Genomic DNA, 25818 nt, shown 5'->3' with positions numbered 1-25818 from the left:
AAATAGGCTTGCGATGATTTCTTTTAAGAATGCTTTCGACCATGTTTTACGGCACACACCGGATTTCGGAAACGAAACGGTAGCGCTCACGCACAGTACTGGAAGAATTCTTGACGAGGATATTAGGGCCGACAGGGATTTCCCCCCGTTCCACCGATCGACCAAAGATGGCATTGCCCTTGCATTTTCAGCTGTTGAAAGAGGTGAAAATCGATTCAAGCTCGAAGGGGTTCTTAGCGCGGGTATGCCACAAAAAACCCTCTCTTCAGACCATAATTGCCTCGAAATCATGACGGGGGCCGTACTTCCAAAAGGGGCGGACACCATCGTAATGTACGAGGAAATAGAAATCCATGACGGATGGGCCACCCTCACCAAAACACCGAAAAAAGGACAAAACATACACCGACAGGGTAGCGATGAGCAAGAAGGTGCCATCCTATTAAAAAAAGGAAGCCTCATTTCCGCAGCCGTAATCGGGGTGTTGGCCTCGGTAGGAAAAACAGAGGTGTCGGTTAAAAAACTTCCAAAAATCTGTGTTGTTTCTACAGGAAACGAACTTGTGGAAGTAAACGAAAAGCCCCTTCCCCATCAAATTCGAAAATCGAACGTTCTATCATTGGCATCAGCCCTTGAAAAGGTAGGAATTACACCTAGCCTCCTTCATTTGGCCGATGAAAAAAACAGTATAGAAACCAAACTGGCCGAGGCTCTTTTGACGCATGACATTCTTATGCTCAGCGGAGGGGTTTCAAAAGGAAAATTCGACTTTATCCCCGAGACACTTGAAGCTTTGGGCGTAGAGAAAATATTTCATCGTGTTGCCCAACGCCCCGGAAAACCGTTTTGGTTCGGAATCCAAAAGGAAAAACAAAAAATTGTCTTCTCCTTCCCCGGCAATCCCGTTTCAACTTTTGCCAACTATCACGTGTATTTCTTGCCCTGGCTCAATAAATGCTTGACGCTAGAGCCCCAAAGGCAAACCGTTGTCTTAGAGGCTCCCTTGGATCCCCACCCTTCCCTCACCTTGTTCGTTCAGGTGACCGTAAAATGGGATCAAGGACAAACCTTGGCCCGCCCCATTAAAGGCAATGGCTCAGGTGATTTGGTAAGCTTGGCCCAAGCGGACGGGTTCGTTTGCGTACCGGTAGGTGATAAAGAAATAGCCAAGGGAAGTGTATTGGACTTCTTTCAGGCCTCATAAATTAACTCCCCTCATTTTCGGCATACCCACAAGCTTAAAAGCTTAAGGTTTAAAGGGGGTGCTTCTCATGATACCCGACCATTAATTCAACGATCTTGCCATAACTCTTAATCCCGTCTTTTTGTTGGTTGGCCTTTAAGAAGGTATTAAAGACCGACTTGAATATAGGTTCGAAGGGGTTTACGTATTTTAAACTATGCTCATAGAGTTCCCGGTAGTTTTCTTGAACCCCAAAATTCAATTTGGCGTAAAGCTCTTGGAACAGGGCTTCGTCAGAACGCCTTACAGCACTCAAACAGTGGCTCAGGGCATAAGCGGAAGCCGAATATTGAAAATAGGTATCATCATTCCTTAGGGTAACCAGATACCCGATAAAATTGGTTTCATTCTCCTTACTATACCCCACTTGATGTCCTACTTCATGCGCACTGACCACCGGAAACCGAAACAAGGGAGTAGTCGCATTTACCTGGGCTTCATTGGTAAACGGATTTAAATAGCCCCCGATACCCATATAACTGGCAAGCGTACTGAACATAGATGCCTTTAGACTGCTATGCCGATATTCCAAAAAAGGATATTCTAGTTCCAATTGCCGATAACCCTCAACGGTCTTATCAAAAATCTCCTCACGACTATAAGGCACTTCCACTCGTTTTGTACTGTCAGCTGTTAGTTCGAATTGAAGTTGATTTGTCCTTAAAATCAATCGTTCGGCCAGGTCGACCACTTCTGAGGTTTGTACGCTGTCACGTATGGCAAAGTTTTCGGCAATGGGCTTTCGGTAATAGTTCAGGCCCCAGACCAGATTAAAGGTGAAATAAAACACCGACAGTACCACGACTACGTTCCTTAGAAACAAGAGGGGGCGTTTCTTTATTTTTAATCGGTTCTTGTAAAGGTAGCGCAGCCCAAGAACAATGAGCAAGGCATAGAGTATTTCGCCTATTGAAAAGGGAAGCCACCCAAAGAGTATGCGAAAAAATTGACTTATGGGCGGATAAATACCATTGCTGTAATAGGCCTCGACCAAATCAGGCCTCCCTCCCAACCATGCAACTAAAAGAATCTGCGGAAGTAAACTTAAAGCTATTCCGTTTTTTAATTTATCCTTCAAAAATTCAAATTAAAGATTACCAAAGCCATTTTTGTGCCGACACATTTTTACCGAACTACCAAATAGGCACTTTATCGCTCGTCAAGCATCAAAATTAACCAATTATCGCCCATACCAATTTTTGACTATGTATTTTTGCAAAAAAATAACAACGTATGAACGAAGCTATAAGAGAATTGATCCCCAAATCGGTCTGGAACAAGTTTGCCGACCTAAATGCGGTACCACGCCCCTCTAAAAAGGAAGAGCGCGTAATCGATTTTATGATCAATTTCGGAACATCGCTAAATCTCGAAACCATTAAGGACGAAGTCGGTAACGTAATCATCAGAAAACCTGCCAGTAAGGGAATGGAAGACCGAATGACCATCACCTTACAATCCCACCTAGACATGGTGCACCAAAAAAACAATGATACCGAGTTCGATTTCGACAGACAAGGTATTGAAATGTTCGTTGATGGAGACTGGGTCAAGGCCAAGGGAACCACCCTCGGTGCCGATAATGGCATGGGGGTAGCCGCTATAATGGCCCTATTGGAAAGTACCGATATCGCCCATCCACCGCTAGAGGCACTTTTTACCATAGATGAGGAAACAGGCATGACCGGGGCTATGGGACTTAAAGGAGGGATATTACAAGGGAAAATCTTATTGAACCTCGACACCGAAGAAGACGATGAGCTCGATATAGGATGTGCCGGAGGAATAGACATTACAGCAACCCGACAATACAGCGAAAAACCGGTACCACGCGCCAGTGTTGCCTATAAAATTACGGTCAACGGGCTTCAAGGTGGCCACAGTGGTATTGAAATACACAAGGGTCTGGGCAATGCCAATAAAATCATGAACCGCGTACTGTATACCGTTGGAAACAAGTACATGCTACGTATTTCAGAAATTGACGGGGGCAGCCTAAGAAACGCCATTCCACGAGAAAGCGTATCCACCATAGTACTCTTAAAAAAGCAAAGTGAAGCTTTTGAAGCAACTATAGAAGAATTGGCAGAGATCATAAAGAAAGAATTGAATGCCATAGAACCCAACCTAAATATCGCCATAGAACCCACAAAATTACCAAAGACGGTAATGGGACTCGGTTCTCAAGAACGGCTCTTACAAGGTATCTACGCAGCCCACAACGGGGTCTACGCCATGAGTGCCACCATACCAGGCCTTGTTGAGACCTCAAACAACGTGGCCCGCGTTTTGGTCAAGGACGGAGAGGTTAAAATCGGATGTTTGACACGGTCTTCCGTCGATTCGGCCAAGATGGACCTAGCCAATGCCCTTAAGTCTACCTTTGAGCTCGCCAAGTGCGATGTTGAATTGAGCGGCACCTACCCGGGATGGACCCCGAACCCCAATTCAAAAATATTAAAAGTGGCCGAAAACAAATACACGGCCTTGTTCAATGAAAAGCCAAAAGTGGCCGCATGCCATGCGGGACTGGAATGTGGAATCTTAGGCCAAAATTATCCCGACATGGATATGATCAGTTTTGGACCTACCATTCTTGGTGCCCATTCACCGGATGAACGCGTTAGTATTTCATCGGTCCAGAAATTCTGGAAATTCTTACTGAGCATTTTGGAAGAGACTCCAAAAGCATAAACAAAAAAAGGGGCCTGTCGTCTGACAAGCCCCTTTTTACTATATATCGACCATAATTAAACTTTCTGTAAATCGGATACTTCTTCCGCCTTCGGATTTGGACCATATTGGTTATCACCCTTTTCACTATCCGTACAGGCTAAAATCAAATTGTAAATAGGTACTAGGATAAACCACCCGCTCTTACCCACATCATGCATACGACGTATAGCCACAGCAATACTGGGAATCAAAACACCAAAGGCATAGATCATATACAGGAAGCCAAGTGCAGGTATCTCAAGAAGACCGGCTAAAATTAACAGCCCGTATGAGATAAGCGTATTAAACAAAAAGAACATCCAATACTCCTTTCTTCGCGCACGACCTCCAAAGCCAGCGTAGTTTTGTAAAACTTTTAAATACCAATTCATAGGTTATAAGATTAAGGGTTTATAAATGCTACAAACGGAGATCTATGCGAAGTATTATGATTTTTAGACGAACTGCACATAAAACACAAAAAAACGTGGTAGTTAGTACAAAAAACAGGGACAAGGTGCCTAAGCCCCTTGTCCCTGAACCACTAAAGACGATAAACAACTATAGCTTTAAGAATAGGACCTTACCCTTTTGAACCCGCAGGTATAAATCAACAAGGAAGCCCTTCTTACTATGCTTTGATTCAATCCGCGCCCTTTTAAAATTTAGGGTTTTTCGCCAATATTTCGGCACGGACCATACGTCCTGATTGGGTAAGCTGGCTTTCAGACCAACCACCTTGACCGCTCGCCCCTGGTGTAAGTGCAGCCGAGCTTTCCTCTTTATCGGCTATAGACCAATTACACCAAGAAATAGAATTGTCGTCTAAAAACTTCCACCATTGCTCTACCGATTCAACATCGATATAACCATTGCCCGTATATTCGGTTACACCGTACTCGGTTACGAACAAGGGTATATTATTGTCTATGGCTACCTGTGCCGCATTGCGCAAATCTTCTTTATGGGAAGAAGCATAGTAATGTAAGGTATACATCACATTGGGATCATTAAGTTCGTTCCCTACCACTTCGTCTACAGCTTGAGACCAGTTTCGCGTTCCACATACCACTATATTGTCAGGGTCGTACTTTCTGATTTCAGCCACTACCGCTTCATGGTATGGTTTTAATACCTGTGTCCAGGAAACCCCCAAAGGCTCATTATAGGTTTCATAAATAATATTCGGATGCGATCCGTATTTCTCGGCCACTTCGGCAAAAAATCGTTTGGCCTCGTCAAGATGGTCTTCGGCATGATGGCTATGCCAATCGACCAAGACATAGATACCTTCTTCTATGGCCGCATCTATCACTTCAAATACCTTTGCTTTTTCCTTATCTGGATTAGATAGATAACCATCTGAGTCCTCAACTCCCATAGAGGCGCGTACAATGCTAACGTTCCAATCATCCTTGAGCCATTTCACGGCCTCCTTGGTGTAGAATTGGCCCATCCACTGGCTCCAGAACAAAGACATACCCCTCAATTGTACTTTTTCACCATCTTGGTTTACCATATATTTTCCATCTACACTAAGCTGCCCGTATTCGGCTACCACCGTGTTTTTTGAAGTATCGTCCCCATCATGGCAATCATCGGTTTCTTCAGAAGATACATCCTCCGCCTTGACCGTAACATCGTCTTCTACCAAGACCTCCTCGGTATCCGGATTCGGATCACATCCTACCAAAACCATACATACCACAGCACAAATTAATTTAATCATTTTCATAAATTCTACTTTTTAAATTATTAGGTTAAGTTCATATTACTAAAGACCAAGATGTTACCTTACAACTAGCCTTTAATACCACAATAGTTGTACGTATATACTTATGTTTTTGGACTTTCAAAGCATAAAAAAACCCGCATAAAGCGGGTTTTTAACTTTTCTTTAAAACAGCTTATTCAGCTATACCGGTGATTTCCAGGTCAAACACTAAATTAGAATTCGGTGGGATCGGCCCTGCGCCTTGCTCCCCATAACCTAAGTGTGAGGGAATGAAAATTCTGACCTTGTCTCCAATCTTCATATTTAAAAGTCCTTCTTTAAATCCAGGAATAAGGGCGGCATCAGGACTGTATTCCATAGGTATCGGCTCGTAGCCTCCTCCTTGTTTTCTTCTCTCGTCGAATTGGTTGTACTTTGTAGCCACTTCTTCATAATTGCTATCGAAAAGAGTTCCATCTTCCAAGAAACCGGCGTAGCGAACCAATACCTGTTGCCCAGTTCTAGGTGTATCTCCCTCTCCTTCTTTGGTTCTCATAATTTTGAGACCACTGGCCAATTCTTCAGCCTCGGCCTTTTGCTTTTCGAGTTCGGCCTTGAATTCACTTTTCATTTTATTAAAGGCGGCGATCAGTGCTTCCTCTTCCGCAAAATAATCGGTCATGACCTTAACGGCATCGAATTTTTTGGCCTCTTTACCATTTCTCACAATTTCCACACTGGTCATAATCACGTCTTCCAAAGGTCGGTCTTGGGTCATTCGGTCTTGGGAAGTTTCAACATTGGCAATAGAATCCACAACATCCAAACCTTCTATCACATGACCGAATACGGTATGTCTACCGTTTAAAAAAGGAGTTTCCTTATGGGTAATAAAAAACTGACTCCCATTGGTTTTAGGTCCGGAATTGGCCATGGACAATATCCCTTTTCTATCATGTACCAAAGAATCGTTAAACTCATCCTTGAACTTATAGCCAGGATTTCCCCTTCCGGTACCCGTCGGATCGCCCCCTTGAATCATAAAGTCTTTGATTACCCTATGAAATATGATGCTATCATAAAATTTCTTTCCTTTTAGGCTATCGGTAACGAAGGGGTTTTTTCCTTCGGCCAAGGAAACGAAGTTTGCCACGGTAACCGGTGTCTTTTTATACTCCAATTTTACGATAATATCACCTTTAGTGGTATGTATATCGGCAAAAAGACCATCGCCCAATTCGGCATATTGACTTTTACAACTGGCTAGCAATACGGCTAGGGTAATCAAGTAATAGAATTTTCTCATGTTTTAATTCTTTGTTTATAATTTCTTTTGTGATTTAATGTTTATGGGGATTACTCGGCCGCTTCTTGGTCTTCCTTTTTTTCGATCTTCATTACCGAAACGGTTGCCTTGACCGGCACGTTGATTCCGATCCTATCGTTATCGCCATGATAACCGTATGCCAAGGACGATGGAAACAAAAATGTAGCGGTCTCGCCCTCTTTCAGCATTTTAACGCTGTTTCGCAAGCCCGGAAACAACTCTTGTTTATCTACTTTATACTTTAAGGTACCTATATCGTCCATACTATAAATGGTATCGTTGTTGAAACCGACCAAGTTATAGCCCATCACCACCAAATCGTCGGTTTGGGGCGTATATTCGGCGGTATCGTTCTTAACGTCATAATAGAACCACGAGCCACTGGCGCTATGGGCATATTCGTGTACCGTATCGCGTTCGATAATTTCTTGGATCATCTTTTCTTCTTTGGCCAAAAGCTCTTTGCTCCGTTTTACCGATTGCTTAAAGAAACTGCCCGACTTTACCTCTACAGGTCTTCGGGCTTCGGGGCCTCCACAACCGACCAATACGATTAAAAATAATATACTTACGATTCTCATGCCGTCAATTGCTCTTTATAGTTCACCAACAAAGACTCAAAAAACAAGGTGGTCTCCTTAAGGCTTCTGTCACTTTTCCCCCCTGCCGCATTATTATGTCCACCTCCTTCAAAATGGGCCCTGGCAAACTCGTTTACCGAGAAATCGCCGATAGAGCGAAAAGATATCTTTACAATGCCTTCTTCTTTGTTTTCAATAAAAATAACCGCAAATATAATACCTTCAAGTGTAAGTCCGTAATTCACAAAACCCTCGGTATCGCCTTTTTGGTATTCATGGGCGTCAAGTTCTTCTTGACTTAGGGTAATATATGCGGTTCTGTACTGATCCAAAATCACCATATTCTTCAAGGCACACCCCAAAAGATGGAGTCTCCCCGGTGTATTGGTATCGTATACCCTATGGTGTATCTGTGTGTTTTCTGCGCCCTTGTCTATTAAATCGGCCACTATACGATGGGTTCTTCCCGTAGTCGACCTAAATTTAAAAGAACCAGTATCGGTCATGATTCCCGTGTACAGGCAATTGGCAATTTCAAGGCTGATCTTATCCACGTCACCCAAAAACTCAATGAAGTTATAGACCATTTCACAGGTTGAACTCATTGAAACATCGGAATACATGATTTCGGCATAATCCGAAGGAGCCTGATGGTGGTCTATCATAACGAAAGGCACCGCCAAGTCTTCCAAAACCGACTGCATCTGCCCTATTCGGCCCAAATGATTAAAATCTAATGTAAAAACTACGGTAGCCTCGGCTATTTTCTCCTTCGCCTGGCTATTTTCCCTTTCAAAATTCAAGATGTTCTCGTTTCCAGGCATCCATTTTAAAAACTTTGGGTAATCATTGGGCGCGATAACAACGGCCTCTTGCCCCCTATCGACCAAGTAATGCCATAGGGCCAAAGTTGAACCAATGGCATCACCATCGGGATTTTTATGCGGTACGATTACGATTTTTTGCGGTTGGGAAAGTAGTTGCTTAACCGCTTTTATAGACTCCAAATTCATGCTTGTAAATATACAATTTAATAACGTAGTCCTTTTAAGACAATCGCTTATTTTTGTGCTAACGTACAAAACGAAACCATGAGCCACAAGTACATTGCCCTTTGCTTGATTTTTATAACCCTTGGTTGTAAACCACAAAGCCACACCTCAAAAGACACGCCCACAACCTATTTGGATAGCACCGTTACGGCCGATTTTACTTTGGCCTTCGGCTCTTGCAACAAGCAGGACGAAACCAATTTTCTCTGGGACGACATCCTAAAAACCCAACCTGATGTATGGGTCTGGGGCGGAGATAATATTTATGCGGATACCGACAACATGCAACGGTTAAGAGCCATGTACGACCAACAGAATGCCATAGAAGGCTACAAGAAACTAAAGGAAAACACTCCCGTTATAGGTACTTGGGACGATCATGATTACGGACTTAACGACGGCGGTGTAGACTTTCACAAAAAGAAGGAAAGCCAACAAGAATTTTTAGACTTTATGGGCGTTGAAAAAAATGATCCCAGAAGAACACAGGAAGGCGTTTATACTTCACACACCTATAAAACCCCTCAAGGAAGTATAAAAGTAATCGTACTCGACACCCGATATTTTAGAACAGCATTAACGCCAGACACCAAGACCAAGAAACGCACCAAACCGAACGCCTATGGTGATGGCACGGTTTTGGGCGAGCGCCAATGGACATGGCTTTCCAATGAGCTTCACGATTCGACAGCCGATTTCAACGTTCTGGTAAGCAGCATACAAATACTATCGAACGAACACGGCTTTGAGACCTGGGGCAACTTCCCCCATGAGGTCGACCAACTTAAAAAACTCATCGCAGATTCTAAGGCCAAAGGAGTAATGATCCTCTCCGGAGATCGACATATTTCGGAATTTTCCAAAACGGAAATTGAAGGCCTGCCCTACCCCCTTATCGATTTTACGAGTAGTGGACTTACACATTCGTATACCCGATTCAAGAACGAGTCCAATCCGTTTAGGGTCGGAAAAGTCGTCTCCACAAAGAGTTTCGGCCTCATCCGATTTAACTTTAAAACCAAGGAAACACACATGCAAATGCTCGGTGACGGCCTAAAACTATTGGGAGAACTACATCAAGCCTATTAAAAGTTGCCTGTTGATGAATAAAACGTATTTTTGCAAAAAAATTTTAAAATGACAACGAACAGAACTTTTACGATGATTAAACCCGATGCGGTTGAAAATGGCCATATTGGCGCTATTTTGGAAAAAATAAGTTCCGCTGGCTTCAAAATCGTCGCCATGAAATATACGCAATTGAGCATACGTGATGCCCAAGAGTTCTATGCAATCCACAAAGAGCGTCCGTTCTTTGGCGAATTGGTAGAGTTTATGACCCGAGGCCCTATCGTTGCGGCCATTTTAGAAAAAGACAATGCCGTTGAAGATTTCCGTGCATTGATCGGTGCTACCAACCCAGCCGAAGCTGCCGAAGGTACTATCAGAAAATTGTTCGCTACCGATATCGCAGAAAATGCCGTACACGGTTCCGATAGCGATGAAAATGCTGCTATAGAAGGTTCGTTTCATTTTTCAGGAAGGGAAATCTACTAAAAAACCGAACACTTCTTATCGATATAAGGCCCGGAAGCATCAATTCTTTGATGTTTACGGGCCTTTATCGTAATACGAGTTTCTTTACCAAGTTTTTGCCCAAGTCTTCATTGAGCATGGTTACGATTTTAGATTTGCCCAAACTCAGCTCTTCACGAAGAACCGACGAAGATAGCGCCACAAAAAGGGTGTCTCCCCGTAGTTCAATGTCGGTGGTATAATTATTCACGCCGTTACCCATAAGTTTACGCCAGGCCTCTCGGGCATCTACCTTGTCCATACCCTTCTGCAAGCGGTTTTCCTTTATAAATTCTTGCAAAGCCTCGCTCATGTTCAGGTTCTCGTTTCTTCTCTTTGCCATCTTTTATTGAATTGAAATAGGTTCAAATCGTTTGTAATCGTAGCGGATACCCTCTGGATTGACTACCGAAAAGGCATCATCGTCTAGTTCGGTCAATAGCTCCGACCACTCACTAAGTTCGGTCTTGTACTGAATCGAAAGCCCCTTCTCTTCTTCGACAACGGTAAAGCTTTCGGCATCATCGGAAGTTTCGAAAGTACCGTTCAATTTTGGGTGTACTTTTTTCCTAAACCCTTTCCGGTCTTCGATCTTGATATAATCTACACTGGTATTCACCTTATACTCCTTGGTGTTTCCGTCTGCAAAAGTTACCCGGGTAATTTCCCAATAGCCGTTAAGCTTGCCCAAATCATCTACCGACACCCTGGAAGAGCATCCTAAAAACAAAAAAATACATCCTATTAAAAAAAATTGTTTCATCTCTATGCTATCAATATTTACAACTTACCCATAACCCTAACCTTAATCATTCAATCGAAACAACTTATAGGTCTGATGGATCTGTTTTACTACATCTTCCGTTCTATCGGCATGGGTATCGCTTATAAAAATCTGTCCAAAATTCTCATTGTTCACCAAAGCTACAATATGTGACACCCTATGCTCGTCTAATTTATCAAAAATATCGTCTAACAATAAAACGGGCGTCGTTTTCGATTGCATCTTTATAAATTGAAATTGCGCGAATTTCAACGCGATCAAGAAAGATTTTTGTTGACCTTGACTGCCGAACTTTTTAATCGGGTGTCCCGATATCTCAAAACCTAGGTCGTCTTTATGGATCCCCACACTGGTATACTGCAAGGCCTTGTCCTTTTCCACATTACTTTCAAGAAGTGCCAACAAGCCTTGATCCTTCAGCTTGCTTTCATAACGTAGGGAGACCTCTTCGTGCCCTCCTGAAATAGCGACATACTGTTCCTTAAAAATAGGGATAAAACGCTCAAGGAAGCCTATCCTTTTTTCAAAAATCTTACTGCCATAATCGTTTAACTGCTCATTATATACCGATAAGGTATCTTTATTAAACGTATGGTTGGCCGCAAAATATTTTAAAAGGGAATTCCGTTGGGCCAATACCTTGTTGTACTTCAGAAGGTCTTGAAGATAGTTCTTATCGGATTGCGATATAACACCGTCAATAAACTTCCTACGGGTATCGCTCCCTTCAATAATAAGATCCCTATCGGCCGGAGAGATAATTACCAGCGGCAATAGTCCGATATGGTCTGACAACCGATCATATGCCTTGCCGTTTCGTTTGATTATTTTTTTAGATCCGCGTTTTAAACTGCAAACTATTTTCTCTTGACGGTCTTCTTTTTCAAATTCTCCCTCGATTACGAAAAAATCTTCGTCGTGACGAATGTTTTGTGTCGACACCGGATTGAAGTAACTTTTACCGAAGGAAAGATGGTAAATTGCATCGAGCACATTGGTCTTCCCTATCCCGTTCGGCCCCACCATACAGTTGATCTTTGAGTCGAACTCAAAATCTTTGGAGTCAAAATTTTTGTAATTTATAAGGGATAATTTGCGTAAAAACATGTGCCAAATTTCGAATTAAAATAGGGTTCGTTTCGAAAACATCAAAAATAACGAATAAATACCCTTTCGGTTTTCGATAAAACCATTATTTTTGCGCGACCAATAAAAAATAAAATGGCAACATACAAAAAGCGGGGCTTCAAACCGAAAGACAAAGCAGAAGAGCAAGAAGTTACAGAACAGGAAAGCGCAACTGCAGAAGTTTTTAGTACGCTTGACGAAAGCGCCTCTAAAACAGAAGCATGGGTAGCCAGTAACCAAAACTATATTTTGGGGGTAATTGGTGTGGTAGCAATCAGTGTTCTTGGCTATTTGGCCTACGCACAGTTCGTAGAAAAACCAAAAGAGTCGAATGCGGCCAATGAAATGTACTACCCGCAACAATACTTTGACCAGGCATTGAACAGCCCGACGGCGAAAGACTCGTTGTACAACCTCGCCTTGAACGGCGCAGAGGGCAAATACGGCTTTCTCGATATCATTAATGAATACAGTGGTACAAAAGCCGCCAACCTTGCCAACTATTCCGCAGGTATGGCCTATTTGAACATGCAAAAGTACCAAGAAGCCATTTCGCACCTTGAGGATTTCAAATCTGAAGACGATATTCTAGGGGCTTTGGCCAAAGGTGGACTTGGTGATGCCTTTATGCAATTGGGACAACCCGAAGATGCTTTGGAGTATTACGACAAAGCGATCGCACATAGCAACAACGATTACACCAGACCTAAGTTTTTATACAAGGCCGGGGTTACGGCACTTGAATTGAAGCAAAACGATAAGGCCCTAAAATACTTTCAGAAAATTAAAGATGAATATTCATCTTCTGATGAAGCCCGTACCGTTGATGCTTTCATAGGAATGGCTAAAACCACCAATTAATGGCTACGGCGAATAAGAACCTTTCGGTTTACGATAAAACGAAAATCCCAAATGCGAAGCATCTTCGATTTGGGATTGTTGTTTCAGAATGGAACACTGAAATCACCGAAGGCCTGTACTCCGGGGCTATTGAAGCCCTTTTGGATTGCGGCGCGCTTGAGTCGAATATACTACGCTGGGATGTACCCGGAAGCTTTGAGCTTACTTACGGCTGCAAAAAGATGGCCACCACACAAGAGGTCGATGCCGTTATTGCCATAGGAAGCGTTATTCAAGGCGAAACCAAGCACTTCGATTTTGTTTGTAGTGCTACCGCCCAGGGCATTAAAGATTTGAACGTTCAATTGGACACCCCTGTAATTTTCTGTGTGCTGACCGACAACAATTTGCAACAAGCACGGGAACGCAGTGGAGGAAAGCACGGCAACAAAGGTACCGAAGCCGCCATTGCCGCCATTCAAATGGCCAGCTTAGGCAAGTAAGCCTTAAAGCGCCCCAAACTTTTTAAGTATACCGTTGTGGGTATGTCGGCCTATTTTAGCACGGTCAACATCTTAAAACTCCAACTATTCGGACCGCAACAACTTAAAACACTGCAAACCAAGGAGTAGATTGCTTCGTTTTTCTTTAATTCATCTCTTATCGGGCTCTTGTTAACAAATTTTGGCATTGGCAAGACGGCATATTTTTTGATTTTAAGTAACTTTGGAGTTCATGGGAATGCTAAGTAAATTCACGCGCTTAAAGCGAAACAAGAAGTTTGGATACGCCCCTCGTTATTTTGACGATAAGGGAAAAGGCAGTCCGTTCAAAATTGAACCAAAATTCGATCAATATAGAAGTACGCTCAATGCTCCAAGAGGACTAAAAGGGAAATTCGGTAATGCCATGGCCGACATGAGACGCCAAGGTGACAACAACCTAAAAATACGGATGGCCATCATTTTGGCCATTTTAGTACTGATCGTACTTTTTATCATCGATTTTGACCTTTCTATATTCTTTCCGAACTAATGGCAGATATCATAAAACTTTTACCGGACCATGTTGCCAATCAGATTGCAGCGGGTGAAGTGGTTCAACGCCCTGCCTCGGTGGTCAAGGAATTGCTTGAAAACGCTATTGATGCGGGTGCCACCACTATAAAACTCATCATTAAAGAAGGAGGGAAAATCCTCATTCAAGTTGTTGATGACGGTATGGGCATGAGTGCGACCGATGCACGCTTGAGTTTTGAGCGTCACGCTACGTCAAAAATACAGAAGGCCGAAGACCTTTTCAACCTGAACACCAAAGGGTTCCGCGGCGAGGCCTTGGCTTCCATTGCGGCGATTGCCCATGTAGAAATGCAGACCAGGCCCGAAACCGAGGAATTGGGTACCCATATCAAAATTGAAGGCAGTAAAATCATTTTTCAAGAAGCCAGCGTTACCCCCAAGGGTACGTCTATGGCGGTAAAAAACCTGTTTTTCAACATTCCGGCCCGACGGAATTTCCTAAAAAGCAATCAAGTCGAGCTCAGGCATATCACCGACGAATTTCACCGTGTGGCCTTGGCCCATCCTTCGATAGCCTTTCACTTTTACAATAACGGGAATGAACTTTTCAATCTTCCTTCGGACAATTACCGAAAGCGTATCGTGAATATCTTCGGAAGCCGTACCAACCAGAAATTGGTGCCGGTAGAAGAAGAAACCCCGATCGTAAAGATAAAAGGGTTTATTACCAAGCCCGAATTCGCCAAAAAAAGCCGTGGCGAGCAGTTCTTCTTTATCAACAACAGATTCATTAAAAGTCCGTATTTACACCATGCCGTAGTGGCGGCCTTTGAAGGACTGATAAAATCGGACTCTTACCCTGGTTATTTTCTTTATTTAGAAGTGGATCCGGGCTCTATAGATATCAACATACACCCGACCAAAACGGAGGTCAAATTTGACGACGAGCACAGCCTGTACGCCATTTTACGGTCTACGGTAAAGCACAGCTTGGGCCAATTTAACGTGGCCCCTGCCCTAGACTTCGAGCACGACCCGAATTTACAGACCCCATACGAGTTCAAGAACAAATCCGCCGTGCCTCCCAAGGTGACTGTAGATGCAGGCTTCAATCCTTTTCAAGAGTCCAAAAGCCCATCACCGTCCCCCGCTTCAAGAAGCTATCAAAAGCCAAGTTCCGGCAATTGGGAAAGCCTATACGTTGGCCTCGAGTCAAAAATGGGCGCCGATGACGAACCCGGTAGTATCAGCTTTGAATCCGATACGATTACAGGCTCTATCTTTGAAGGTGAAAAAGAAACCACAGAGGCGGTTACCACCACCTTCCAAATCAGAAGAAAGTACATTGTAACGACGATAAAATCAGGAATGGTGGTCATAGACCAAAGTCGGGCACACCAAAGGGTCCTCTACGAAAAATTCTTAAAGAACAGTACGGTAAAACAAGGAGTAAGCCAGCAGTTGTTATTCCCACTTCACCTTTCTTTTTCAAAGTCTGAAATCAATGCCCTTAAAGAAATTCAGGATATTTTGGTCTCGATCGGCTTCATTTTCGAAAATATAGAAGGTGAATCGATTACGGTTACCGGAGTACCCCTATTAGTGGCCGAAAGCGAAGTTGGCATGATATTGGACCAACTGATATCGGATTACCAACAAGAGGTGACCGACGATAGTTTTTCGCATACGGACATACTTTCAAAAACCTTGGCAAAGACTTTGGCGGTCAAAACCGGGGAAACATTGGACAACGCCTCGCAAATTGCCTTGGTAAACGACCTGTTTGCCTGTAAGGAATCTATGGTAAGTCCGTTTAATAAACCGGTATATATTACCATTACCGAAAATGACATCGACAAAAAATTCATATAAATGGGAAGACTTACAGAAGCCATAAAGCATTTGCTCATAATCAACATTCTGTTTTTTGTGGCTACCTCTATGTACGGCGACCAAATGTACCAATGGTTTTCCTTGTGGTTTCCCAAGAACGAGCACTTTGAAATCTATCAAATCATTACACACATGTTCATGCATGGTGGCTTCACCCACATTGCATTTAACATGTACGCCTTATGGGCCTTTGGTACTCCCCTAGAACAATTATGGGGGCGTAACAAGTTTCTATTTTTCTATTTTTCCGCAGGCCTTGGTTCGGCACTGATCCATACAGGGGTCAATTATTACTATTTTAGCGAAGGCATGCAAGCCTTGGTAAATAGTGGTATGACCGAAGCCAACGTCATGGAGATTATCTCTTCGGGCCAGTACAGTCCCGATTGGTACAATATTGCATCAAAAAGTACCATAGACAATTTCTTATCGGCCTATAGCACTCCTGCCGTAGGGGCCTCTGGGGCCATCTATGGCGTTTTGGTAGCCTTTGGAATGATGTTCCCCAATAGTGAGCTTTTCTTGATTTTCCTTCCCATCCCCATTAAAGCGAAATACTTTATTCCCGTTTTAATAGGATTGGACTTATTTTCAGGAGTGACCGGATATAGTCTTTTCGGTCAAGGCATTGCCCATTTCGCCCACATTGGCGGTGCTTTATTCGGCTTTTTAATGATGTGGTATTGGAAAAAAAATCAGTTTAACAACAACCGCTGGAACTAAGATGACGAACGGAGACTTAAAATATCAGTATGCCCGATTGAGCGTTTCCGAAAAGCTCATAGTAATTAACGTTATCGTTTTTATCGTTATGGGGCTTATTTCGGCGCTTATTAGCCCTAGGTTTGAAGAATGGTTCGCCCTGCCCAAAGATTTCTTCGACTTCTTAATGCAGCCTTGGTCCATTGTGACCTACTCTTTTTTGCACGGTGGAATTTTCCATATTATCTGGAATATGTACGTGCTCTACGTGGCGGGCCGTATTTTACTTAACCTTTTTGACGGCAGGCGATTCTTGAACATCTATTTTTTGGGCGTTATTTTAGGTGGACTCCTATTTCTCTTAAGCTATAACATTTTCCCAACACTAATAGGCGTTAACGCTTCCCTTATTGGGGCATCCGCCGGGGTCATGGCCGTGCTTATATTTGTGTGCACCTACATACCCAATCAAGAAGTCCGTCTTATTTTCTTTAACGTAAAACTCTGGCAAATAGGTCTGTTCGTTGTTCTGATGGATTTGGTACAGATTCCCATGGGAGGCAATGTTGGGGGACGCATAGCGCATTTGGGCGGTGCCCTTCTAGGTTATATGTACGCCAAACAGCTATACAATGGAAAGGACATCGGCGAAGGTTTTTCAAAAATGGTAGATGGCATAGCCAACCTTTTCAAAAAAACCGAAAAGAAAGCCCCCTTGAAAACGGTTTACAAGAATAGGCAATCGACCACAACAACTTCAAAAGCCAATTACGACAAACAGGCCCATCAAAAAAAGATAGATGCTATTTTAGACAAGATCAGCAAGTCGGGTTACGAAAGTCTTTCTAAAGCGGAAAAGGACTTTCTTTTCAAGGCCGGCAAGGAAGATTAGCTTATGAAGGGACTTTCATTTTTCAATAAAATCGCTTACTTCTTTAATCTAATTTTTGCCCTAGTACTTCTAGCGGCCTGTGGGGTACCCTACATTTCCCTTGAACTTTTTCCGTTTTTGTCGATTTTGAGTTTGGGCGTGCCCGCTTTGGTGGTCGTCAACGGACTCTTTTTTCTCTACTGGTTGTTAAACCAAAAATGGCAAGCGCTTACCTCATTGTTCGTTTTGGTCTTTGGCTATTTTACCTTGGGCACTTTTATCAAAATCGCCCCAAAATCAGTTGATTTTCAAGAAGACGAACTAAAGGTAATGACTTATAACGTACGGGCTTTCAACCGATATCATTTTTTAGACAACGACAACATCCCGCAAGAGATCGAAAATTTGGTCAAACAAGAGAAGCCCGACATCATCAGTTTTCAAGAGGTAGGCCATGATATGCAGGTAGATTATTTAGACTACCCTTATCACTTCCTAAAACGAATCCCGACAGGTGGAAAGGTGCACATGGCCATATTTTCAAAATATCCTATAATCAATGCGGAAATCATTAATTTTCCGAACAGTATCAATAATGGTTCCTATGCCGACATCCTCTATAAAAAAGACACGATACGGCTCTACAACCTACACATGCAGTCATTGGGCATTACCCCTGGCACGGGCGTGTTGCGCTCGCAATCTTCAGATCGCTTGTACCGAAGGGTAACCAACGCCTTCAAGCGCCAACAGCACCAAGCACAGATCATAGCCGAACACAAGTCCAAAAGTCCCTATAAAACCTTGGTTTGCGGCGACTTCAATAACACTCAATTCTCTTCGGTCTACCATACCATCAAGGGCGATATGCAAGATACCTTTATAGCAAAAGGCTCGGGTTACGGACGTACGTACAATTTTTTAAAGATTCCTATTCGCATCGACTTTATCATGGCCGATGCCAACTTTGAAGTTATGGCCCACAAAAACTACGACAACAAGTATTCGGACCACTTTCCGGTTATGGCCTCATTCCGATTGAAAGAGTAAGAAACAATCGGTAGCGTCGGCCAAGATATGTATCAACAAGGCCCAGCCGAAAATTCTCGTCTTTTTAAAATACAGCAATCCAAAATATAAGGCTATGGCCCAATAACTGTGTAAGGGATGAAAGCCGATACTACAACGATCGGGATCAAAGGTGGGGTTTGCCAACAAATGGTCAACATCGATAATTATACCCGCCAATAGTATAAATATGGCCTTCGTTCGGTATTCCTTATAGAAATACCATCCTACCAGAACGGGAACCAAAAAATGGATCCCATAGTGCAAGAATAACCTAAGCATTTAGAAAGCTTAAGTCCTGCGCCTTTAAATAGCTCAAGGCATTGGTTCCCTCATTAAACAACAAATCGAGTATACTGGTATTGGCCACAAAACTATTTCTATCGGAAAAGACTTGCGTATACGTTTCGGGAGCGAAATCCAGCTTTTTTTTTGCATTCACAAGAAATCGACCGTCTACCATGCTTACCGGTGTGGTTTCGTACGTAACCGTCTTTTCTTCGGGCATATCCAACTGAAGGCAATCGCATACGGTCTGTATGCTCAAAAGATTGAAGTCTAACAAATACTCGTACGGCCTTTCGTAAAGCGGCGCAATTTCATCTTCGTAGAATTCAAAAAAGGGCGAGGTTCTGTACGCGGTTTGCAAGGTTCTCCAATGCTGACGTTGCCACTGATACGTGTTTTCTAGTTTAACGTCTTTGTATTTCTGCCTGCCTTGGCTTCCCCCAACATGGCGAATGGATATGCTGAGCATATGTCTTCCCAAATCATTACAAATGTAGGCCCGGTTACGGTAGGTCTGTTTCTGAAAATTATCTTCCATTTCCCAACAAACCTCGTGTTGGGCAATTACCGAAAAACTTGCTATATCCGGAACATAGGCCGGGTTCAAAAGAATCTTCAATGCTATTACTTTTTAAAAACTATTTGTTCAGAATACCTGAGGAATATATTTGAGCAAAATACGAACCCCTACAACAAAAACCAATAAGGCGGTAATTCTTTTGATTCCTTTAGGGGTAAATCGTTTTAAGCTGATGCGAATTCCAAGTTGACCACCGACAAGAACCGATACCACAAGGGCCAGAGTTTCCTTCCAAGGAAGGTCTAACATCCCCCCTTGAACCAGACCGGCAAGTCCCGAAATTGAATTCACCAAAATAAAAAAACTGGCCAATGCCGCAATTTTAATAGACTTGTCCCATTTCAGATGGTTGAGGATGGGCGCCAAAAAAATACCCCCGCCAATACCTACGAGTCCTGACAAAAGACCGATACCACCTCCCAGCAAATAGGTCATCCACTTCGGGTAGTCCGCCACCTTTTCAGAGGGGTCCCTTTTTGAAAAGGTCTGCAAGGCCAGAAAAATGGCCGAAGTCACTAAGGAGAAGCCTAGCAACAGAAAAAAAACATGTTCTTCCAAACGAAAAGAAGCCCCTATAAATGCCATGGGAATACTAGCCAAAACAAAGGGCAAGAAATCCTTTAACTTGGCATGGCCGTTCTTGAAGTACAAATAGGTACTGCCGGAAACCACCACCAGATTACAGATCAAGGCGATGGAACGAATAGCAAAAAAACCGCCCAAAAAGAGTGTCAACAAAGCCAAATAACTAGATCCGCCCCCAAAACCCACCGAAGAGTATAGGGTGGCCACAATAAAGAAACCCAAACACAAGAGCACCAAGTTTTCAGTACTTAAGAGCATGCCTTGTAATTTGGTTCATTCCTCCTTCAACATTGATCAAATGGGCCTTAGCGTAGATTCCCTTGAGTTTTTCCACGGCTTTTCGGCTTCGCACCCCAGATTGACAGACTACATAGATCGGCCCATCGGTTAAAATTTCACCATGCCGTTCATCAAGTTCGGAAAGTGGGATGTTTTTAGCGAAAGACAAGTGCTTCCTTTCGAATTCCTTTGGAGTACGGACATCTATAAGCTCTACTTCGCCCTTTTCAACGAGCTGTTGGAAAGCTTCAGGAGTAATGGATGCCATGGGCAGGCCACAGTCAAAATCATAGCTTTCACGAAGTGCTTTTATCTTTAGGTTTTCGGGGTTTACCGTAAACCGAATTTTCTGAAAATTGTTCAACAACCCATCAAAGAGCAACAATTTCCCCGAAAGGGTCCCCCCTATTCCCGTTATCATTTTTACGGTTTCCAAGGCTTGAAAATTACCGATGATTCCGGGTACAATACCCAAAACCCCATTTTCATCACAGTTGGGCACCTCATCGGCCTTCGGCATTTCAGGAAAAAGACAGCGATAGGTTGGCCCCCCTTTAAAATTAAAAACGCTTACCTGGCCTTCAAAGCTGTGCAAGGCACCGTAAACAAAGGGTTTTCCTAAAATAACACAAGCATCGTTTACCAAATATCGGGTAGGAAAATTATCGGAAGCGTCGACGACCACATCATAATCCGCTATAATTTCAAGCGCATTCCCTTGGGTCAAAAAAGTTTCGTACGAAATTATTTCGGTCTCCGAATTCTGCGCTTTTAGCTTATGAACAGCAGTAGCAACTTTAGGCGTATTCACATCTTTTTCAGAATACAGTACTTGTCTGTGCAAGTTTGAAAGTGATACCACATCATTGTCTACAATGCCCAAAGTACCTATCCCCATAGCGTTAAGATAGGTAAGCACGGGTACTCCGAGTCCGCCCGCGCCTATCACCAGTACTTTGGCCGACTGTAATTTCAGCTGGGCCTCCATACCAAACTCTTTTAGAATCGTTTGTCGGTCGTAGCGTTCCGCATTCATTCCACCGCCAGTTTTACGATAGCTTCCTTATATTCTTCCTCTGAATTGGCATTCAAAAGCACATTCGGGTTATCGGGAAAAACCAATTTCACCTCGCTGTTAATCAAATATTTTCTAGGACAGGTCCCGTTTCCACTTTCTAGATAGGCCAAGCTTTCCTTAAAAGCCTTGGGTTCCCAAATAGCGCAGAGCGGTTCGGGCAAAGGGTTTTCTTTTTGGGCAAATGAAGTCGCCACCATATTCGGGTCGCGAGCTGCAATCAATTCCTGTAAGGCCTTAAGGTCGATCAAGGGAAGGTCGCAGGCCAACACCAACCAAGCCACATCAGGGTGCTGTAAATGCGCGGATAGGAGTCCGTTATACGGCCCTCTATACTTGTTTTCGTCAATAACCACTTCAAGGTCTTCGGCTATCTCTTGAGCTTGTTCCGGCCTGATACTTAAAAAGGTCTTTTCACAAACCCTGCCCAGCAGCTTATAGAGATAATCGCGTTGTGGCATACCGTGATAGGGAATCAAACCCTTGTCTTTTCCCATGCGGGTACTTTTTCCTCCGGCCAGCACCAAACCGTATATTTTAGGACCTATAATCATTCTTTCCTCCTGTTTTTTCTTCTAACTGAACATTGGTAATGCGTATATCGTGTGACAAGGCCTTGCACATATCGTAAATGGTCAATGCACTAACCGAAACCCCTGTAAGCGCCTCCATTTCAACTCCCGTTTTTTCGGTACATTTTACGGTACAGCTAATTTCTAAAGCCTGCCCTTGGGGCACAATATCGATCTGTACTTTTGACAGGTTGATCTGATGGCAAAGCGGAATAAGCTCTGACGTTTTTTTTACGGCCTGAATACCGGCAATGACCGCTGTTTGGATAATGCTTCCCTTTTTACCCAGAAAATCTTGGGCCGCCAAGGTCTCAAAAACCTCCTTGGGAAATTCTACTTGGCCCGAGGCCCTTGCCATTCGTGCCGTTACTTTTTTTTCGGATACGTCTACCATTGCCGCGTTACCCGAGGCATCAATATGTGAGAGTTTTTTTTCCATGAAATTAGCCTCCTATTGAAGTCATTGAATTGGCGAAAACGCCTTTGTACTTTTGTTGCGCCTCGAAGCCCGTTTTAGAACGGCTTCCTATGGCCTTCAAAATACTTTCCTTTATTTTTTCCGTTGACCCTTCCCCCCGTAAAATATCGCGTATGTTCATGCTCGGTTGCGCATACAGACAGGTAATGACATCTCCCGTAGCCGAAATTCTCAGACGATTACACGAACCGCAAAACGTTCTACTAAAGGAAGGAATAACCCCGAAGGTTCCTTTAAAAACCGGAATTTTATAATTGATGGATGTTGATGTTTTGGGCGATGGCAACTCGTAATAATCGGGATGGCGTTCTTTTACATAGGCCAAAATCCGCTTATAGTCCCACGCAATACTTTCAAAGGTCTTACTTCCTCCATTAAAGGGCATTTCCTCAAGGAAGCGTACCGAAACCTTATAATGCTTGGTAAGCTCCAGCATCGGCAATATGTCTTCGGTATTCTGTCCTTCCAAGGCAATGAAATTGATCCTTACGTTAAAACCTTCGGTAATCAGTCTAATGATATTGTTATGTACGGTATCATAATGGTCGCGACGGGTGATTTTTTCAAAGGTCTCACGGTTGATGGCATCCATACTAACATTGATGTTTTTTACGCCCAATTCCTTGAGTTCATCAATGTAGGGGCCGATCAAAGTAGCGTTCGTAGTCACGGAAATATCGTTAAGCCCTTCGAGTTGGGACAAATGGCGCATGAGCACCATCAGGTCTTTTCTGACAAAAGGTTCCCCTCCCGTAATCCGTATTTTATCGACGCCCTGTGACACCAGGATCTCACTCAATCTAGAAAGCTCATCAATAGTGAAGAGCTTATCGTTCTTGGCAAAATTGATCCCCTCGGCAGGCATACAGTAATTACATCGCAAATTGCAACGATCGGTCACTGCCAAGCGAACGTAATTAATGGTTCTATTATGATTGTCTATCAACATACATCTATCGTTCTCGTTTCGGTTTATTCAACCGTTATCGCCCCAGTCGTTTTTACAAAACCCGACTTTTCCTTCTATTTATGGATGGGCCGAAACCCAAACCGTCTTATTCTTAAAAATTTCCTTCTTCCAAATCGGCACCCGTTCCTTTAAGGTGTCTATTAAATAGCGACAGGCCTCGAAACAGGCCTCGCGGTGTGCCGACGAAGCCCCTACTACCACAACGGGTTCCTCTACCTCTTTTTTTCCTACGGCATGACGGATGACCACCTTGTTCAGCTCCCATTTTTGGGTCGCTTCGCCAGCTATTTTCCCCATTTCCTTGAGGGCCATGCTTTTGTAGGCCTCAAACTCAAGTGCCGTTACCTCCTCGTTATTGGTGAATTCCCTAACGGCCCCTACAAAAACACAAATACCTCCGCTATTGGGGTGTGAAAGCTCGGCATATACCTGCCCAGGGTCAATTTCATCTACAATTTCTACAACCATATTTCAAGATCATCCGCCGCTTACGGGGGGAATTATAGCTATTTCATCACCAAGGTTCAAGCCCTTGCTATCATCGGCATATTCACTATTTACGGCCACTGCCAAAGAAGAGAGATTATCAAACTCGGGAAAGGTCTCACTGAGCCTTTCCTTTAATTCTAAAACCGATTGTGGCACGACATCGCCCCCTTCAAAACGAAATGACGACGTACCTACAATATCCTTGGCAATCCCGAATAACAATACTTCCATATTCAAATAAAAGTTTAAAGATACAATTTACTTAAAAAAACAGCATTCCTTAGTCCTTTAAGACGACTTTGGCATTTTCAGGTTTCGCGTAAAACGAATCGGGCCTTGATGTCTCTTCCAAACTAATATTCTCAAAAACGGTAGGCTCTTTCGCCTCTTTGATCGTACGGCCCTCATAATTGTGCCATGTCATAGATTTCGGCAATTGTATACCCTCTACCTCTATCCAATCATTGTAATGTATCCAACGCACATTTTCAGATTTTTCATTGCTACCGAAGGTAAAGGTATACCCCAACCAAGCCATTTTATAGGTTTCGGGATCGTAGTGCAAGTAATAATCGTCTTTTGAAGAAGCCCCGACCCCATCGTTGTAACTGATATGGATTCCCGGATAGCTCTTACCTTCATACACTAAATCCTCGGCGGGTTTATAGTTGATTCCCGAATCGGAAAAAACAAAGGGCATGGCATAAAAATAGAACATCAGGTTATGATATAGTGCGGGATTGCCTTTATAGGAATCCTGTTCGTCGAGCAACCAAACCGCACCCCCATCGAAACCCATTGTTACCGGGGGAATTTCGACCTTATCCCTTCTCGAATATAGATCTACCGTGTGCACCTCTACCGATTTAGGCTTCGGCAGGCTAAAGCTCAAAGTGCGTTTGCCCTTCCAGTTTTTCAATCCCCCATGGGCGTCAAACACCTTGACCAAGGCTTCCGGATACCTCTCATTCGCTACAACCGTCTCCGTTTTTACATCCGTTTCTACCTTTTTTTCACTCTTGGCCACCTCTTTACAGCTCGATAGTCCCAAAATCAATACAATCGTTAAAATTCGCTTCATCTGTTTGTTTTAGTTTTAGCTCTATAGGTCGCACAAAGGCTCTTTTATTTACATTTGCGGTATGCACAAATCTAAGCAAATCTCGAGCGTTCAAAATACGCTGGTCAAGAAAATACTGCTTTTAAAGGAAAAGTCTAGGGAACGGAAGAAAACCGGACTTTTTATTGTGGAGGGCCAAAGGGAAATACAATTGGCCCTGAAAGGGGGCTACCACTTTGATACGGTGCTTTTTCAACCCGAGCTGATCGACTTCAAAGAAACCTTATCGCTTTTTGAAAGTAGTTCGTCGACACCCGATTATATCGAGATCAGCAAGGAAGTGTATCAAAAGTTGGCCTATAGGCAAACTACCGAAGGTATCTTGGCCATTGCCCAAAGTAAGCCTACCCTGTTAAGTGAATTAAATCTAGGCAAGAAAAACCCCTTGATCCTTGTTGCGGAAGCACCTGAAAAACCCGGAAACATAGGGGCACTGTTGCGTACCGCCGATGCTGCAAATCTTGACGCCGTGCTCATTGCCAACCCTAAGACCGACCTCTACAACCCTAATATAATACGTTCCAGTGTGGGCTGCGTTTTTACGAACAACATAGCCATGGGCAGCAGCACGGAGGTCATCGATTTTCTCAAGGCCCAAAACATCAATATTTACTGTGCGGCCCTTTCGGCCTCCGAAACCTATACCGAAACCGATTTCAAGCCAGGGTCGGCCATTGTTGTCGGCACCGAAGCGGACGGACTCTCAGAAGAATGGCTCAACAGCTCAAAACAGAACATCATCATACCCATGCAGGGTGAAATCGATTCTATGAACGTATCGGTCTCGGCCGCTATTCTTATCTTTGAAGCAAAAAGACAACGGAATTTTAAATAATCCCTGTTTTATTCTTTAGGAGACCTACACCATTT

General features: G+C 43.4%; 31 protein-coding genes. 12 read left to right on the top strand and 19 right to left on the bottom strand.

The features are described 5' to 3' along the window. Positions 1-13: 13 nt before the first annotated feature. The gene (locus B4Q04_RS16995; protein ID WP_088697526.1) at positions 14-1204 is read left to right on the top strand and encodes a molybdopterin molybdotransferase MoeA; all 1191 of its coding nucleotides are present in this window, start codon (positions 14-16) and stop codon (positions 1202-1204) included. Between the two features lie 49 nt (positions 1205-1253). On the opposite strand, the gene B4Q04_RS16990 is transcribed toward B4Q04_RS16995, so the two are convergent. Continuing rightward, entirely contained in the window at positions 1254-2321 is a 1068-nt protein-coding gene (locus B4Q04_RS16990; protein WP_013995034.1) for a DUF3810 domain-containing protein, read from the bottom strand. A 155-nt stretch (positions 2322-2476) separates the two neighbouring features. Here B4Q04_RS16990 and B4Q04_RS16985 point away from each other — a divergent pair, with 155 nt between their 5' ends. Further along, positions 2477-3937 carry an aminoacyl-histidine dipeptidase gene (locus B4Q04_RS16985; protein ID WP_088697525.1) on the top strand — a complete coding sequence of 487 codons (1461 nt, stop codon included), beginning with the start codon at positions 2477-2479 and terminating at the stop codon, positions 3935-3937. Positions 3938-3993: 56 nt separating this feature from the next. Here B4Q04_RS16985 and B4Q04_RS16980 read toward each other — a convergent pair whose 3' ends face one another. From B4Q04_RS16980 to B4Q04_RS16960, 5 genes are all read right to left on the bottom strand, one after another. Beyond that, positions 3994-4350, bottom strand: coding sequence for a DUF805 domain-containing protein (locus B4Q04_RS16980; protein WP_013995032.1), 357 nt, complete (start codon positions 4348-4350; stop codon positions 3994-3996). A gap of 266 nt (positions 4351-4616) precedes the next feature. Continuing rightward, positions 4617-5693 carry a glycoside hydrolase family 5 protein gene (locus B4Q04_RS16975; protein ID WP_013995031.1) on the bottom strand — a complete coding sequence of 359 codons (1077 nt, stop codon included), beginning with the start codon at positions 5691-5693 and terminating at the stop codon, positions 4617-4619. 172 nt (positions 5694-5865) lie between these two features. Then, a complete protein-coding gene (locus B4Q04_RS16970) occupies positions 5866-6978 on the bottom strand; it encodes a peptidylprolyl isomerase (protein WP_013995030.1) in 1113 nt (370 codons plus the stop codon). A gap of 50 nt (positions 6979-7028) precedes the next feature. Next, a complete protein-coding gene (gldI, locus tag B4Q04_RS16965) occupies positions 7029-7580 on the bottom strand; it encodes a gliding motility-associated peptidyl-prolyl isomerase GldI (protein WP_088697524.1) in 552 nt (183 codons plus the stop codon). Then, positions 7577-8593, bottom strand: coding sequence for a DHH family phosphoesterase (locus B4Q04_RS16960; protein ID WP_088697523.1), 1017 nt, complete (start codon positions 8591-8593; stop codon positions 7577-7579). Before B4Q04_RS16960 ends, gldI begins: the two co-directional genes overlap by 4 nt. A gap of 78 nt (positions 8594-8671) precedes the next feature. Here B4Q04_RS16960 and B4Q04_RS16955 point away from each other — a divergent pair, with 78 nt between their 5' ends. Further along, complete coding sequence (locus tag B4Q04_RS16955) at positions 8672-9721, top strand: alkaline phosphatase D family protein (RefSeq protein WP_088697522.1); 1050 nt, start codon at positions 8672-8674, stop codon at positions 9719-9721. 48 nt (positions 9722-9769) lie between these two features. Then, positions 9770-10189, top strand: a complete 420-nt coding sequence (locus B4Q04_RS16950; RefSeq protein WP_088697521.1) for a nucleoside-diphosphate kinase — start codon at positions 9770-9772, stop codon at positions 10187-10189. A gap of 64 nt (positions 10190-10253) precedes the next feature. On the opposite strand, the gene B4Q04_RS16945 is transcribed toward B4Q04_RS16950, so the two are convergent. From B4Q04_RS16945 to recF, 3 genes are read right to left on the bottom strand one after another with little or no spacing between them, the layout of a single operon-like run. Then, positions 10254-10550 carry a DUF721 domain-containing protein gene (locus B4Q04_RS16945; protein ID WP_013995025.1) on the bottom strand — a complete coding sequence of 99 codons (297 nt, stop codon included), beginning with the start codon at positions 10548-10550 and terminating at the stop codon, positions 10254-10256. Between the two features lie 3 nt (positions 10551-10553). Beyond that, entirely contained in the window at positions 10554-10970 is a 417-nt protein-coding gene (locus B4Q04_RS16940) for a hypothetical protein (RefSeq protein WP_088697520.1), read from the bottom strand. A gap of 42 nt (positions 10971-11012) precedes the next feature. Next, positions 11013-12098 carry a DNA replication/repair protein RecF gene (recF, locus tag B4Q04_RS16935; RefSeq protein ID WP_013995023.1) on the bottom strand — a complete coding sequence of 362 codons (1086 nt, stop codon included), beginning with the start codon at positions 12096-12098 and terminating at the stop codon, positions 11013-11015. A gap of 114 nt (positions 12099-12212) precedes the next feature. Between recF and B4Q04_RS16930 the strand changes: the two genes are divergently transcribed. From B4Q04_RS16930 to B4Q04_RS16900, 7 genes are all read left to right on the top strand, one after another. Continuing rightward, positions 12213-12980, top strand: coding sequence for a tetratricopeptide repeat protein (locus tag B4Q04_RS16930; protein WP_088697519.1), 768 nt, complete (start codon positions 12213-12215; stop codon positions 12978-12980). Then, positions 12980-13462, top strand: a complete 483-nt coding sequence (gene ribH, locus B4Q04_RS16925) for a 6,7-dimethyl-8-ribityllumazine synthase (protein ID WP_013995021.1) — start codon at positions 12980-12982, stop codon at positions 13460-13462. The genes B4Q04_RS16930 and ribH overlap by 1 nt, the downstream gene beginning before the upstream one ends. A gap of 232 nt (positions 13463-13694) precedes the next feature. Further along, positions 13695-13994, top strand: a complete 300-nt coding sequence (locus B4Q04_RS16920; RefSeq protein WP_013995020.1) for a hypothetical protein — start codon at positions 13695-13697, stop codon at positions 13992-13994. Then, on the top strand, positions 13994-15850 hold the full coding sequence (mutL, locus tag B4Q04_RS16915; protein ID WP_013995019.1) for a DNA mismatch repair endonuclease MutL: 1857 nt from the start codon (positions 13994-13996) through the stop codon (positions 15848-15850). Before B4Q04_RS16920 ends, mutL begins: the two co-directional genes overlap by 1 nt. Then, positions 15851-16594 (top strand): rhomboid family intramembrane serine protease, encoded by a 744-nt coding sequence (locus tag B4Q04_RS16910; RefSeq protein WP_013995018.1) that lies wholly within the window; start codon positions 15851-15853, stop codon positions 16592-16594. It abuts the gene before it with no gap. Between the two features lies 1 nt (position 16595). Then, positions 16596-17465, top strand: coding sequence for a rhomboid family protein (locus B4Q04_RS16905; protein WP_088697518.1), 870 nt, complete (start codon positions 16596-16598; stop codon positions 17463-17465). Positions 17466-17468: 3 nt separating this feature from the next. Further along, entirely contained in the window at positions 17469-18494 is a 1026-nt protein-coding gene (locus tag B4Q04_RS16900; protein WP_088697517.1) for an endonuclease/exonuclease/phosphatase family protein, read from the top strand. Here B4Q04_RS16900 and B4Q04_RS16895 read toward each other — a convergent pair. The 10 genes from B4Q04_RS16895 to B4Q04_RS16850 all read right to left on the bottom strand — a co-directional run bounded on the left by B4Q04_RS16895 (position 18474) and on the right by B4Q04_RS16850 (position 24909). Then, positions 18474-18794 (bottom strand): DUF6122 family protein, encoded by a 321-nt coding sequence (locus B4Q04_RS16895; protein ID WP_088697516.1) that lies wholly within the window; start codon positions 18792-18794, stop codon positions 18474-18476. The genes B4Q04_RS16900 and B4Q04_RS16895 overlap by 21 nt on opposite strands. Continuing rightward, complete coding sequence (locus B4Q04_RS16890; RefSeq protein WP_088697515.1) at positions 18787-19419, bottom strand: WbqC family protein; 633 nt, start codon at positions 19417-19419, stop codon at positions 18787-18789. The genes B4Q04_RS16895 and B4Q04_RS16890 overlap by 8 nt, the downstream gene beginning before the upstream one ends. A 27-nt stretch (positions 19420-19446) precedes the next feature. Beyond that, entirely contained in the window at positions 19447-20223 is a 777-nt protein-coding gene (locus tag B4Q04_RS16885; protein ID WP_088697514.1) for a sulfite exporter TauE/SafE family protein, read from the bottom strand. After that, positions 20207-21280: a HesA/MoeB/ThiF family protein gene (locus B4Q04_RS16880; protein ID WP_088697513.1), complete on the bottom strand. Its 1074-nt coding sequence runs from the start codon at positions 21278-21280 to the stop codon at positions 20207-20209. Before B4Q04_RS16880 ends, B4Q04_RS16885 begins: the two co-directional genes overlap by 17 nt. After that, positions 21277-21873 carry an NTP transferase domain-containing protein gene (locus tag B4Q04_RS16875; RefSeq protein ID WP_013995011.1) on the bottom strand — a complete coding sequence of 199 codons (597 nt, stop codon included), beginning with the start codon at positions 21871-21873 and terminating at the stop codon, positions 21277-21279. Before B4Q04_RS16875 ends, B4Q04_RS16880 begins: the two co-directional genes overlap by 4 nt. Then, positions 21857-22330 carry a cyclic pyranopterin monophosphate synthase MoaC gene (moaC, locus tag B4Q04_RS16870; RefSeq protein WP_013995010.1) on the bottom strand — a complete coding sequence of 158 codons (474 nt, stop codon included), beginning with the start codon at positions 22328-22330 and terminating at the stop codon, positions 21857-21859. Before moaC ends, B4Q04_RS16875 begins: the two co-directional genes overlap by 17 nt. 4 nt (positions 22331-22334) lie before the next feature. Continuing rightward, positions 22335-23318 (bottom strand): GTP 3',8-cyclase MoaA, encoded by a 984-nt coding sequence (gene moaA / locus B4Q04_RS16865; RefSeq protein WP_088697512.1) that lies wholly within the window; start codon positions 23316-23318, stop codon positions 22335-22337. A 78-nt stretch (positions 23319-23396) separates the two neighbouring features. Continuing rightward, positions 23397-23807, bottom strand: a complete 411-nt coding sequence (locus tag B4Q04_RS16860; RefSeq protein ID WP_013995008.1) for a molybdenum cofactor biosynthesis protein MoaE — start codon at positions 23805-23807, stop codon at positions 23397-23399. A gap of 9 nt (positions 23808-23816) precedes the next feature. After that, positions 23817-24059 (bottom strand): MoaD/ThiS family protein, encoded by a 243-nt coding sequence (locus tag B4Q04_RS16855; protein WP_046287574.1) that lies wholly within the window; start codon positions 24057-24059, stop codon positions 23817-23819. A 49-nt stretch (positions 24060-24108) separates the two neighbouring features. After that, entirely contained in the window at positions 24109-24909 is an 801-nt protein-coding gene (locus tag B4Q04_RS16850; RefSeq protein WP_088697511.1) for a DUF6503 family protein, read from the bottom strand. Positions 24910-24970: 61 nt separating this feature from the next. Here B4Q04_RS16850 and B4Q04_RS16845 point away from each other — a divergent pair, with 61 nt between their 5' ends. After that, positions 24971-25783 (top strand): TrmH family RNA methyltransferase, encoded by an 813-nt coding sequence (locus B4Q04_RS16845; protein ID WP_088697510.1) that lies wholly within the window; start codon positions 24971-24973, stop codon positions 25781-25783. The last annotated feature ends 35 nt before the right edge of the window (positions 25784-25818 follow it).

Origin of the sequence: Zobellia sp. OII3, assembly GCF_002211465.1 — a bacterium.
Lineage (GTDB): Bacteria > Bacteroidota > Bacteroidia > Flavobacteriales > Flavobacteriaceae > Zobellia > Zobellia galactanivorans.
This window is presented reverse-complemented; position numbering and strand designations above follow the sequence as displayed.